We start from the raw sequence: 13,236 nt of genomic DNA on the forward strand, positions 1-13,236 counted from the left end.
GATCAGAGCGCCTCACCGGTGCCTTGCTCGACCGGCTGACCCACCATGTCAGCATCCTGGAGATGAACGGAGAAAGCTATCGTCTGGCACAGAGCAGGGCTCGGCAGAACTCCTAATACGCGGAAAAGATTGGTCCTGACGGACCAAGACGCCTTGGCAACCGCCAGCTATTTGGGAGCGCGTTTGCCAAGGCGTCGGCCACCCAAGCAATGGACGACTTTTGCTCCGCCCCGTGGCAGAATTTTACTCCGCCGTTGACATTGGTGACAGTTGGCAATTATCTTTGCAGTAATTGATGAAGCCCAAATTATGACCCAAATACTTGTTACGCCTGACTCTCTTCAAGAAGCTCTTGATAAGGCTTCTGCAGGCGACAGAATTCAGTTGCAGGCTGGACGGTATGACGGAGTTTACACGATCAGCCGCCGCCGCGGGACAGAGCACAACAAAATTGTGATCGAACCAGCTCAAGATACCGACCCTACAGACTGTCAAATCAGCCAACGCATGACTGCCGAAGAGTTTAGGCCAAAGTCCAACCGCCTGGCGCAAAGCTCTCTCGATCTCGGCTACAGCTTCCCTGGGCTCTATCCGTGGATTGACGACGCGCGTCTGAGAGTTTTTCGCTGCGAGCACGTTACGGTTAGAGGCCTCTGCTTTCGTCAATCGTGGCCTACGCATATTTTTATCGACGCATCACGGGATGTCGTTGTCCAGGACTGCCGCTTCGAAGATGCCACATTCTGCATTGGTGCATTTGGGCCGACAACGCGAGATATCCTCGTCGAGCGTTGCACTTGGACTCAGGACATCGTGCCCAATCGAATTTGGCATCAAATACCTTGGCACCGGATTCATGGCGCAACAGTCGACACAGCCGGCGATTATCGACTGTTTGACGGAGACTTTTTTCGATCCAACGAAATCTCTGGTGGAGTAACAATTCGACACTGTAAAATCAAAGCAGCCTTCAATGCAATTCACGGCTACAATACGTCGTTGCAGGCTCCGCTGAACAGAGATTTCAACATTTACCAAAACAGCTTCGAACAGATCCGTGACAACGTGTTCGAACCTGAAGATGGTGCTTCGAACTGGTGGTTTCACCACAATGATCTGGTGGATGTCCACAAGTGGTTTTCAATTGAATGCGTCACGCGTGGTCCCATGTTCATTTTTTCAAACATTGGGTCTTTCCGAACTTGGCAAGGTTCAGACCCCTTGCCTGGTGACACAGATGAAAACACCGGGGGAGCAGTCTTTAAGGCCTTAAAGAAAGCGACGGACGCCAAAGGACCTTTCGACAGACTAAATGTGTTCCACAACAGCTTCCTCACAAGGTCGGCTTACATAAAGAAAGGCCTGCTGCCAGGGATGAACCACTTAAACAACGCCGTGTCCTATTCTCCTTCTTCTGGTGAACCGCCGAGAACGAAAGGTTTTTTTGGAAGTGTAGAGAAAGCGGAGTATCGGAAGAGGTTTACGTCCAGCTGGCAGAAGTGGAACATTCGGTTTGACGGTGATGTCATTGGATTTCCGGCCTTCGCCCAAGAGCTAAATCAGCCCATGTATCCGCTTGGTGCTGACATTGTCGAATGTGATCCAATGTTCATTGGCCAGGGACGAAATGCCGCCGATTTCGAGTTGGCCGCAAATAGCCCAGCCAGAACTGCGTCGATACCAATGCATCTCCAGCTTCCATCCAGCCAGTGGTCTTCCAACGGAGGAGACAACGTCGGAGCACTTCAAGGACCTCCAGGTTCACCCACATCAAACCGCTTCCCAGGACCATCATTTGCGCCAACTCTGGCCAAGCTGGATTACGAGACTTTTATGGGATCCTAAATCGCTTGCGAAGACGGCCCTAAGGCGACATCCAACAACCAGCTGAGATGCTGCGTTTGCATCCCGCTTTCCAGACATTCGCCGCGGGGGCGAAACTACTCCGATAGTAAACTCAACTCAGCCAGCGACAAATTACCCGATCCTGAAACGCCAGTGAACACTACAATCTGGTTCCGGGGGATGCTTAAAGATTGTTCCGGCGCGCTGCGCGGATGCGTTTGTTCTTCATGTTAGATCGCATCGTCCTTTCCGGCTGCTTGGCTCAGAATCCAGTCAACGCCGCGCAGAAAGTCGTCGATTGTCAGGGGATTGTTTTCTCCGCTTGAGGCCGAAAGCACAAAGCCATGCGCATAGTCGATTAGGAGGTGAACCAGGACATTGCCACCGTCGCTGTTCTTCAGCTGGTCCGTGCTGGGCTTTAGTTCCGCCGCCACAAGGGCGAGGTCCGCGCTCATGAGCGTCACATCATTCAAGATCGCGCGCAGCAGATTGGCGTTCTTCAACGCATACCGGTAGTAGGCCGCCAGTATGCTACGGGCCCGTTTGACCGGGGACCTCTCTTCGATGCCGTCTGCGACCCCCTTGAAGGCAAGCTCCACCAGATCGGTCAAAAGCTGTTTCTTGTTGCCAGCGTGATAGGTGACTGCCATCGGGCTGACGCCCAGCTGATCGGCAAGCACACGGAAAGACAGCGCATCGACATCGCCTTTCTGAACGATTGGCAGCGCAGTTCTAAGGATCACTTGCTTTGACAGGTGTTGCGACGATTTTACCGGTCGTCCAACGGACGCAACCTTGGTCACCGTTTCACCTTGTATTCAAGATCCACCAGCCCGGACGGGAAGGCGGTCGATGACACCAGATCCAGATCAATATCCGTGTCATTGGAGCCAAACAACCGGATGCCTTCGCCAAGAAGGATCGGCACGATGGATATTTTCATGTCCTCGATAAGCCCCGCCTGGATAAAGGACCGAATAATCGCGCCGCCATCGACATATGCCTGTTTCAAACCGCGCTTCTCCAACGAGGCCAACAGGGCTTTGGGCTCAAGTGTTGAAACCTCAACCCGGTCGCGCAGCTCCAAGGGAACGCCTTCTTCAGTCAGTTTGCGGCTCAGCACGATGCAGGGAATGGTATAGGGCCAGCCCCCAAAACCCAGCACCGTACGGAATGAGCCTGATCCCATGACGATCACATCCATGCGCTCCTGAAACTCTGCAAAGCCGTGATCTTCGTCTTGCGTCGCTTGCTTATTCAGCCAGTCAAGCGCGTGGTCGGGTCTCGCAACAAATCCATCGAGGCTCATGGCCATCATGATGTGCCCGGTTGTCATATCGGTGTCTCCGTGGGTCCTAATTTATACGGCGTATAAATATAGAGCCTATGACGTTCAAGTCGAATGTGGTCAGGATTGGGCTCTCAGCCAGGCCGAGAATGTAGCCACGGCGTCCGTTGCAACGGTGCCGTTCGGCTGAACCAGAAAGTACCCGTAGTCGGGAAGTTCAATTTCTGACAACCGGAACAGCAGTTGCGCCTCCAGGTCGGCCGACACCAGGTCATCCATCAAGGCAATCCCTTGCCCGTTGATGACAGCCTGTACCCGAACGTTGGGGTCGGGGACGATCAACACATCTTGACGCGTCTGCTGGGGCAGACATGCGGCGGTCAGCCAATCGGACCAGGCATTGCTGTCGTCCCGGTCTCTGAGCAATGTGAGCTGTGATATCGCCACGCCCATTCCTAATGCCTCAACTTTTTGAGCCACAGAAGAGTTCCCGACGGGATAGGGCGACAATGACATTAAGGGGGTCACCACGCCTTCCCCCCAATCTCCATTCCCCCACCTGATCGCCACATCAACCTGCTGCATTTCCCGCTCAGAAAACTGGATCATCGGCTGAATGCGCAGCTGCACATCCGGGTGGCGCTGCAAAAAGGTCATCAGACGCGGGGACAGCCATCGCGCTGCGAAATAGGTCGACACTCCAACAGTCAGGGATCGCGATGCGCGCCCCTTCATCTCCAGAATATCAGCTTCGATTTCCTGATAACGGGTCTGGCAAGCCGCCAGCAGCCTCAACCCTTCATCCGTCAGGGTAACGCCGCGTGTCGTGCGGCGGAACAGGGCCATCCCCAGATCAGCTTCAAGCGTCTTGATCTGATAGCTAATCGCACCCTTGGTCATGTTCAGCGCTGCGGCAGCGTCCGAGAAACTGGAATGCCGGGCGATCTCAGCGAACAACCTGAGCAGGTCATGATGGCGAAAGTGTCGGCGCATATCAAGCTTGTACAAAAATTTTGAACGCAATGGCCAGAAAATTTCGATTTTCAACTGCGCGGCAAACGCCAATCCTGCTGGGGAACAAATGAATCGGAGTTTCGCGTTTGAGTGCTTTGAACATCACCACGGACTTCTCGATACCAGCAGTGCGCCGCAGCCGTTCCCGTCGAAATCGACCGTCATGTCGCGACACGGTGTCTCCAGGCGCTCCATTCACGACGCGAAAAATCCCTGCATACGCGATGCTGAACTATGCGGCTTTGGCGCGGATCGAAGATCAGGCGGACTGGATTCTGAGCAAGATAGGCGTCGAATTCCGGGGGGATCATGAAGCGCTCGAATTGATTGCCGCGTCCGGTGCCCAAGTCGATGGTGAGCGCGTCAGGTTTGAGCCCGGGCATGCGCGCAACATTTGCGCCACGGCTCCGTCCGAGTTCAAGCTGCACAGTCGGGATCCGGCCAGGACCGTGACCCTCGGCGGAGACAATATTGTCCTGATGCCGGGATACGGGTCACCCTTTGTCAGCGATCTGACCAATGGCAGGCGATACGCCACGCTCGAAGACTTCCGGAACTTCGTAAAACTCACCTACAGCTCCCCTGCGCTGCATCATTCCGGCGGCACGGTGGTCGAGCCAACGGATGTGCCGGTGAACAAGCGGCATCTGGACATGTTGTTGGCCCACCTCACCCTGTCGACCAAACCCTTCATGGGGTCGGTCACTGCACCTTACCGCGCTCATGACAATATCGAAATGGCGCGATTGGTCTTTGGACGCGACTTCATGAACCGCAACGCCGTCATGCAGGCCAATATCAACGTCAACTCTCCGCTCGTGTTCGATGACACCATGTCCTCCGCGCTCCGCATCTATGCCGAAGCAAACCAGTGCGTGTGCGTCTCTCCGGCGATTTTCGCTGGGGCCATGGGGCCGCTCTCGCCTGCGGCAGTGGCAGCCCAAACGCTGGCCGAAGCGATGGTCGGCATCGCCCTGACACAGCTTGTCCGCCCCGGTTGCCCGGTTGTCATGGGGTCGTTTCATTCCAGCATGAACCTGCGCACGGGTGCGCTGACCTTCGGATCGGCAGAAGCGAACATGGTCACCATGGCACTGTCGCAACTGGGGCGCAGGCTCCGCGTTCCGGTGCGTTCAGGCGGCGGACAAATCACAGCATCCAACGCCCCCGACGGGCAGGCGATGCAGGACAGTACGGGGGCCATGTGGTCCACCCTTCTGTCCGGCGCGCATCAGGTCTGGCATGCGGCGGGTTGGCTAGAAGGCGGGTTGGTCATGTCCTACGAGAAGTTCATCATGGACGTAGATCACTGCGGCGCGATGCTGAAACTGTTGCAGGGTTTTGAAGTCGACGACGAAGCCTTCGGCCGCGATGCCTATCTCGAAACCCGCCCGGGCGAGAATTTCCTCTCCACCAGCCACACGCTGCGCCACTACAGATCGGCGAATTTTGAACCACAAATCCCGGATGCCGGTCCTTTCGAGACCTGGACAGAGAACGGCGCGCTCACGTCGGACCAACGCGCCACGGCGCGGTGGCGTCAGATGCTGGACAACTATCAACAGCCCGAAATCAACCCCGGCATCCAGACCGCGCTCGAAGACTTCGTGTCCGAGCGCAAGGCAGGCGTGCCGGACCAATGGTACTAGAAAGGAAGACCCATGACCGACGAACTCAGCCGCACATCCGCCCTCGCATCGCGCCACGCAGCGCTTGGTTCAGGATTGGAGGACTGGAACGGCATGGGTACGGCCTGGACCTATAACTCGGATCCCAACGATGAGCACGATGCGGTCCGTGAACGGGCCGGTATGTTCGACATGACTCCCCTGAAGAAAGTGTTCGTTCGAGGCCCCGAAGCCCTGGATGTGTTGGATCATCTCACCACGCGCGATCTGTCCAAAGTTGGACCGGGCAAGGCAGCCTACCTTTGCGTTCTGACGGATCAGGGCGGGATCGCCGACGATGCGATCGTGTCGAACAATGGCGGCAACGAATGGATGATCGTGCACGGGTCCGGCGACACTATGGCGCTTCTTGAAGCTTCGGCAGCGGGTCGCGACGTTCAGATCATCTTTACCGACGATCTGCATGACCTTTCGGTGCAGGGCCCCGCCTCTCTGGAGATCCTGAACGCCCACACGGATATCGACCTGGCCGAACTGACCTATTTCGAACACGCGCCAGCGGTTCTGTTCGGCCATCCGTGCCGCATCTCGCGCACGGGTTATTCCGGCGAACGCGGCTACGAGATCTTCGCAGACGGGACAGTGATTACGGATATCTGGGACAAGCTCGTGCAGGAGGGCGTCATGCCCTGTTCCTTTACTGCTCTGGACAAGGTGCGTATCGAAGCCGGGCTGTTGTTTTATGGCTATGATATGACCAAGGGCAACACCCCATGGGAGGTCGGCCTTGAGTTCACCGTCAGCACAACCAAGGCCGATTATCGCGGAAAAGCGGCCGTCGTGGCGGCAAAGGGGGCCGAAAAAGTAAACAATGTGTGCCTGGAAATAAATCACCCCGACATTGTGGCCGGTGGTGAATTGCTATCATTGGATGGTGAACCTGTCGGCGTAATCAACAGCCCCTGCTACTCACACCGGATGGGTAAATCCCTTGCCCTTGCGCATGTTGTTCCAGGACTGGCCGTTGGAACGACGCTGGCCGTGTCAGGCGATGGCCTGAACACGCAAGCAACCATCGCAGCAAGCCCCATCTACGATCCAAAGAAACTTCGCACCCACGAATAGAGGAGTCGTTGTCAGTTGCTGTAGAGCGCGGCCCGAAGCCGCCGCTCAACGGCACTAGTCAAGCCGCATTGCAAAACGCCAAAGCAGACGTTGCCAACACAGCAGGTCTATGAAGTTGACCTATTCCTGTTCCTGACCCTAAGCACATTTTCTAAGCAAGTTCTGATCGTATGGGCCCCTCATTCTCAAAATTCTTGACCAAATGATAAAATTACGTGTTACTTAGCGTCAATTGCCACGGGGAGGACATCATGAAAACATCACTATTTCTCAACCGCCGCCAATTTCTGATGACGACCGCAGCGTCGTCACTTTTGCTTGGGGCTGGTCGCGTTGCTGCCGCAGAACCGATCAAAACCGCCGGGATCTATACCGTGCCCGTCGAGCAGCAATGGGTCAGCCGCATCCACAACGCCGCGCTGACGGCACAGGATCGCGGGGATATTTCCTATTTCTTCTCAGAGAACGTCAGCAACACGGACTACGCCCGTGTGATCCGCGAATATGCCGAGGCGGGCAACAAGCTGATTATCGGCGAGGTATTTGGCGCCGAACAAGAGGCGCGAGAAGTCGCCGCAGAATATCCCGACGTTGCCTTCCTGATGGGCTCAAGCTTCAAGGAAGACCCGGCGCTGCCTAATTTTGCGGTTTTTGACAACTATATCCAGGACGCATCTTACTTGTCCGGTATCATTGCCGGCTCCATGACCGAGACGGGCAATATCGGCATGGTTGGCGGCTTTCCAATCCCGGAAGTGAATCGCCTGATGCATGCCTTCATGGCCGGTGCACGTGAGATGAACCCAGACATCACCTTCCAGGTCAGCTTTATCGGTAGCTGGTTTGACCCGCCAAAAGCCAAGGAAACGGCCTTTGCAATGATCGAAAACGGCGCGGATATCTTGTATGCTGAACGTTTCGGCGTTTCCGACGCCGCTAAGGAAAAGGGCATTCTTGCAATTGGCAACGTGATCGACACGCAGCCGGAATATCCTGACACCGTGGTCGCCTCGGCGATTTGGCATTTTGAACCAACCCTGGATAAGGCCATTGCCGAAGTGCAGGCCGGTAGCTTTACAGCCGCTGACTACGGCATCTACTCCTTTATGAATCAGGGCGGAACCTCCCTGGCACCCTTGGGCACATTCGACGGCAAGGTACCCGCACCGGCGCTTGACCTTGTCAAGAAACGCGAGGCCGAAATCAAATCGGGTGCATTCTCTGTGACCATCAACGACGACGAACCGACGTCGTCATAACCACCCATGGATACCTCTGTTGTTGAGGCGCTGACCCTCGATGCTATCACCAAGCGCTTTGGCACGCTGACCGCAAATGATGCGGTCAGCCTTTCTTTGAACAAAGGCGAAGTTGTTGCCTTGCTCGGTGAAAACGGGGCAGGCAAAACAACGCTAATGAACATCCTCTTTGGCCAATATACGGCTGATAGCGGAACCGTTCGGGTGTTCGGAAAAACTCTGCCACCGGGAAACTCTCGCGCTGCGCTGGATGCGGGTGTGGGGATGGTACACCAGCACTTCACCCTGGCCGACAACCTGACTGTGTTGGAAAACATCACTCTTGGGGTCGGTTCACTATTGAGCACAAGCGCGGGACGATCGGCAGCCCGCGACCGGATCAAGGCGCTGTCTCAAAAGTATCACCTGTCCGTGTCGCCGGGCGCCCGTGTCGGGGCGCTGACGGTGGGTGAACGGCAAAGGGTCGAGATACTCAAAGCGCTTTACCGCGATGTGCGCATTCTTATTCTTGATGAACCGACCGCAGTTCTGACGCCACAGGAAACGGATGATCTGTTTGCGACCCTCCGGCTGGCCATAGCGGATGGTTTGTCGGTTATCTTCATTTCCCACAAGCTGCATGAGGTTATGGCGATATCGGACCGAGTTGTCGTGTTGCGCCACGGGAAGATAACGGGCGGCGTTCGCACTGCCGATACTGACAAACACGCGCTGGCGACCCTGATGATGGGCACAGAGGCGACACCACCCAAGGTACCCCAATCGACGCCCGGGCCTGCTTTATTGAAACTGGATCGCGTCGCAACACCGGATGTCGGCAACGCTCCGGGGCTCAAGTCGGTGTCTCTATCTTTGCATGCCGGGCAAATCATCGGCCTGGCTGGCGTTTCCGGCAATGGCCAAGCCGCGATCGCAGATGTGGTTGGTGGGCTGGTGAAACCCGCCGAGGGGCGGATCGAGATCGGCGGATCTGACATCGACCGCTGGACCCCGCGCGAAGCAGTAAAAAGTGGCATCGCTCGCATCCCCGAAGACCGGCACAAAACCGGAACGATTGCGGATTTTGACCTGACCGAGAATGCAATTCTTGAGCGCTACCGTTCAGCGGGGTTCAGCAAGGCTGGTTGGCTGAATTGGCGCAGTTCACGGGCCTTTGCCGAGGCCATCATCAATAAATACGATGTGCGTTGTCCGGGCCCGGACACGCCAATCCGACTTTTGTCCGGTGGGAACATGCAAAAGCTGATCCTGGGGCGCGTGCTTGAGGCCGCACCGCAGGTTATTCTGGCCAATCAACCCGTGCGCGGGCTGGATATCGGCGCAGTCAATTATGTGCACGGCCAGTTGCTGGAAGCCCGCGCCAGAGGGGCCGCGATCCTGCTGATCTCGGAAGATCTGGATGAGGTCATGGCCATGTCCGATGTCATCCATGTGATTGCTGACGGACAGCTCTCACCCGGATTTGGCCGGGGCAGTATGACACCCACGGAACTGGGCCTATGGATGGCCGGACAAGGGTTTGAAAACGAGAATGCGCATGCGTCTTGAACCGATAAACAACCCCAGCTTTGGGCGCAAACTAGTCCCACCTGCATTGGCGTTGTCTGCGACAATTGTGATCGCATCGCTTTTGGCAATGATCGCTGGCGCAAACCCCTTTTCGGTTCTGGGCCTGATCATCAAGGGCGCATTTGGGTCGAAATTCGCGCTTCTTGAAACGCTCAATCGGGCGACACCGCTGATCTTTACGGGGCTTGCCGTTGCCGTGGCTTTTCGGGCCAAGTTCTGGAACATCGGGGCCGAAGCGCAGCTATACGCCGGAGCTCTGATCACGGTTTTATTGGGAACCGGAGCCTTGGCGTGGCCAAGTAGCCTGGTCCTTCCTGTAATTGCGTTGATTGCCGTGTTTGCGGGTGCGAATTTGCTGCTGGTACCGGCGCTTCTGAAAACCCGGTTTGGGGTGGACGAGGTGGTGACGACCCTGCTTTTCAACTTCATCTTCCTGCTGTTTATTTCAATGCTGTTGGAGGGGCCATTGAAAGATCCGATGGGGATGGGCTGGCCAAAATCGGCCCGACTGATCCCCGAGGCCCGCCTACCACGGATCGTCGACGGGCTGCGTCTGCACTGGGGTTTCGCCCTGGCGATCATATCGGCGCTTTGCGTCTGGGTGATCCAGACCCGCAGTACCTTAGGCTATGAGATGCGAGCCGTGGGCCTAAACAAACAGGCAGCAGGTTTCGCGGGCATTCCGGTGAATTTGGTGTTGGTCAAAACCGCGCTGCTTTCTGGCGGGCTTGCCGCCCTGGGAGGCTTTTCCGAGGTCGCCGGGCTGAAGGGGAGCCTGACCCTCGATCTGTCACCCGGATTTGGTTACACTGGCATCATCGTGGCGATGCTCGCCCTGCTCAATCCGCTGGGTGTGGTGATCGCGGCCCTGTTTGTGGCAGGCATTTTTGTCGGCGCCGACAGCATGAGCCGGGCCGCAGGCGTACCAACCTACCTAGCCGACATCATGCTGGCCGTCGCCCTTTTGCTGATGGTTCTGGCGATCATGCTGACGCGGTTTCGCGTGGTGAGGGACTAGCGCCATGGACATCATCGACATCCTCTTCACCGCCAGTTTCTGGGCCGCAGCGATCCGCATCGCCAGCCCACTGATTTTTGCGACCCTAGGCGAATTGATCTGTGAACGCGCCGGTGTGCTGAACCTTGGCATCGAGGGCATCATGGTTTCCGGTGCATTTGCGGGCTGGATGGCGGTCTATTCGGGCACCGGGCTTTGGGTTGGTGTCGGCGTTGCAATGGCTGTGGGGATGTTGTTTGGGCTGCTGCACAGCACCCTGACGGTGCCCTTTGGTCTGTCTCAGCATGTCGTTGGTCTGGGTGTCACACTGCTAGCGACCTCCTCAACCTACTACGCCTATCGGCTGGCCCTGCCAGAGGTTACCAGCCCGCCCAAGATCGTTGCGTTTCAGCCCTATGAAATCCCGTTGCTGTCGGACATTCCACTGCTTGGGCCCGCTCTTTTCTCGCAAACGCCGCTGACCTATCTGGCCTTTGTACTTGTTGCAGTTGTCGGGTTGGTTCTTTACCGAACGCCCTTGGGTTTGGCCGTACGTGCCGCAGGCGAAAACCCGGCAGCAGTGGCCGCACAAGGCCTGTCGGTGACCGCCATCCGCATGGGGGCCGTTATCATAGGCAGCGGGTTGATGGCCGTCGGCGGCGCGTTTCTAACGATGTCCGCGTTTGACAGTTTCTTTTTTGAGATGGTCAATGGGCGCGGCTGGATCTGCATTGCTCTGGTTGTCTTCGGGTCATGGCGGCCGGGCAAGGCAATGCTTGGGGCAGTGCTGTTTGCTGCCTTCGATGCGCTGCAGATCCGGGTTCAGCAAACAAGTCTTGGGGCGCAGGTCCCCTATCAGATATTCTTGATGATGCCCTACATACTCTCCATTCTCGCATTGGTAGTAATGTCACGCCGGGCTGAAGTACCCGCCGCACTTATGGTGCCATTCAACAAAGGGGAGCGGTGATGTTTGACCTGATTGTAAAAGGTGGCTTTCTGCCGAACGGCAGCGTCGCTGATATCGGCATCTCAGGCAGTAAGATCACCGCCATAGATCAACTCGGCACTGCCAAAGCAGGGCAGATCATTGATGCAACCGGCGATTTGGTTAGCCCGCCCTTTGTTGATCCGCATTTTCATATGGATGCGACGCTGTCCTATGGTCTGCCTCGCATCAACGCCTCAGGAACCCTGCTGGAGGGCATTGGGCTTTGGGGTGAACTCAAACAGGTCATGACCCAGGACGAGGTGATTGATCGCGCCCTGCACTACTGTGACTGGGCGGCCAGCATGGGATTGCTTGCGATCCGCAGCCATGTCGACACATGCGACGACCGGCTGTTAGGGGTCGAGGCGCTGCTCGAGGTTCGAAATAAGGTCAAAGACTACATCGATCTGCAACTGGTCGCATTCCCCCAAGATGGGTTCTACCGCGATCCCACGGCGCGCGAGAATACCATCCGCGCGCTGGATATGGGCGTGGATGTTGTCGGCGGTATCCCGCATTTCGAACGCACGATGCAGGATGGTGCTGCGTCAGTGACTGAACTGTGCGAAATTGCCGCCGCACGCGGCCTGCAAGTGGATATGCATTGTGACGAGACGGATGACCCACTATCGCGCCACATCGAAACGCTTGCGTTTGAAACCCAGCGGCTTGGACTGCGCGGGCGTGTGGCGGGCTCGCATTTGACCTCAATGCACTCTATGGACAACTACTATGTCTCGAAACTGCTTCCACTGATCGCAGAAGCTCAGATCAGCGCGATCCCGAACCCTTTGATCAACATCGTTCTGCAGGGGCGGCACGATACATACCCCAAACGCCGCGGTCTGACCCGGGTGAAAGAGATGCTAAGCGCTGGGATCAACGTTGGCTGGGGACAGGATTGCGTGCTTGATCCGTGGTACTCACTAGGAACAGCAGACATGCTGGACGTGGCCTTTATGGGGCTACATGTGGCGCAGATGACCAGCCCCGAAGAAATGCGGATCTGTTTTGATATGGTAACCGTGAACAACGCAAAGACGATGGGTTTGCAGGACTACGGGCTTCACGTCGGGGCCAAAGCATCCCTGGTCGTGCTTGATGCTGGCACCCCAACCGAGGCCCTGCGGCTACGCGCAGCGCGTTTGCACGTTGTGGCAAATGGCAAACTCATCAGTCAGTCCCCCCGCCCAGATGCAAGGCTCAATATCCAGGATCGCCCTTCTACGTCACACAGACGACATCTGGGAGTTTAGCAGAAGACCTAGGGTTAGGATTCAAAACTAGAACAAGCCGGTAGCAGTTCTGTGCGTTTTATCTTTTTGTTATTGATCTTGAGCCTGGTGGCTGAAACGCAGTACACCTGAAAACGTCCTTGGCCAAATCCGACCCGACTGTCTCTGCCGTCATTGGGTGGCTCCATTCCTCGCAGTCGAAAACACCTGCACCTTCGCTCCATCTCCCGGTCCCCCTGAATTGGTTCTGGCTGGTGTGCACGGCGGAGCAATACTCGGCCACGG

The 13,236-nt window shown here is 56.5% G+C and carries 12 protein-coding genes; 9 read left to right on the plus strand and 3 right to left on the minus strand.

The annotated features are described in order from the left end of the window. Together D9K61_RS27310 and D9K61_RS14160 are read left to right on the plus strand one after the other, a co-directional pair. Positions 1–116, plus strand: a 116-nt coding sequence (locus D9K61_RS27310; protein ID WP_216825814.1) for an ATP-binding protein, incomplete at its 5' end; no start/stop codon positions are given. Positions 117–270: 154 nt separating this feature from the next. Continuing rightward, entirely contained in the window at positions 271–1,845 is a 1,575-nt protein-coding gene (locus D9K61_RS14160; protein WP_162946902.1) for a hypothetical protein, read from the plus strand. Positions 1,846–2,075: 230 nt separating this feature from the next. Here the strand turns inward: D9K61_RS14160 and D9K61_RS14165 are convergent, their stop codons facing one another. From D9K61_RS14165 to D9K61_RS14175, 3 genes are all read right to left on the minus strand, one after another. Continuing rightward, complete coding sequence (locus D9K61_RS14165; RefSeq protein WP_162946903.1) at positions 2,076–2,588, minus strand: TetR/AcrR family transcriptional regulator; 513 nt, start codon at positions 2,586–2,588, stop codon at positions 2,076–2,078. Between the two features lie 56 nt (positions 2,589–2,644). Beyond that, a complete protein-coding gene (locus tag D9K61_RS14170; protein ID WP_120633870.1) occupies positions 2,645–3,181 on the minus strand; it encodes a dihydrofolate reductase family protein in 537 nt (178 codons plus the stop codon). 72 nt (positions 3,182–3,253) lie between these two features. Then, positions 3,254–4,126, minus strand: a complete 873-nt coding sequence (locus D9K61_RS14175; RefSeq protein ID WP_162946904.1) for a LysR substrate-binding domain-containing protein — start codon at positions 4,124–4,126, stop codon at positions 3,254–3,256. A 149-nt stretch (positions 4,127–4,275) separates the two neighbouring features. Here D9K61_RS14175 and D9K61_RS14180 point away from each other — a divergent pair, with 149 nt between their 5' ends. The 7 genes from D9K61_RS14180 to D9K61_RS14210 all read left to right on the plus strand — a co-directional run bounded on the left by D9K61_RS14180 (position 4,276) and on the right by D9K61_RS14210 (position 12,972). Further along, positions 4,276–5,796, plus strand: coding sequence for a trimethylamine methyltransferase family protein (locus D9K61_RS14180; RefSeq protein WP_256386758.1), 1,521 nt, complete (start codon positions 4,276–4,278; stop codon positions 5,794–5,796). Between the two features lie 12 nt (positions 5,797–5,808). Continuing rightward, complete coding sequence (locus D9K61_RS14185) at positions 5,809–6,900, plus strand: aminomethyltransferase family protein (protein WP_120633872.1); 1,092 nt, start codon at positions 5,809–5,811, stop codon at positions 6,898–6,900. 251 nt (positions 6,901–7,151) lie between these two features. Beyond that, positions 7,152–8,159, plus strand: coding sequence for a BMP family protein (locus D9K61_RS14190; protein WP_120633873.1), 1,008 nt, complete (start codon positions 7,152–7,154; stop codon positions 8,157–8,159). 6 nt (positions 8,160–8,165) lie between these two features. Next, a complete protein-coding gene (locus D9K61_RS14195; protein ID WP_120633874.1) occupies positions 8,166–9,707 on the plus strand; it encodes an ABC transporter ATP-binding protein in 1,542 nt (513 codons plus the stop codon). Further along, on the plus strand, positions 9,697–10,746 hold the full coding sequence (locus D9K61_RS14200) for an ABC transporter permease (protein WP_120633875.1): 1,050 nt from the start codon (positions 9,697–9,699) through the stop codon (positions 10,744–10,746). Before D9K61_RS14195 ends, D9K61_RS14200 begins: the two co-directional genes overlap by 11 nt. Positions 10,747–10,750: 4 nt before the next feature. Continuing rightward, positions 10,751–11,695, plus strand: a complete 945-nt coding sequence (locus tag D9K61_RS14205) for an ABC transporter permease (RefSeq protein ID WP_120633876.1) — start codon at positions 10,751–10,753, stop codon at positions 11,693–11,695. After that, on the plus strand, positions 11,695–12,972 hold the full coding sequence (locus tag D9K61_RS14210; protein WP_120633877.1) for an amidohydrolase family protein: 1,278 nt from the start codon (positions 11,695–11,697) through the stop codon (positions 12,970–12,972). The genes D9K61_RS14205 and D9K61_RS14210 overlap by 1 nt, the downstream gene beginning before the upstream one ends. The last annotated feature ends 264 nt before the right edge of the window (positions 12,973–13,236 follow it).

Source organism: Ruegeria sp. EL01 (genome assembly GCF_900313035.1).
Lineage (GTDB): Bacteria > Pseudomonadota > Alphaproteobacteria > Rhodobacterales > Rhodobacteraceae > Ruegeria.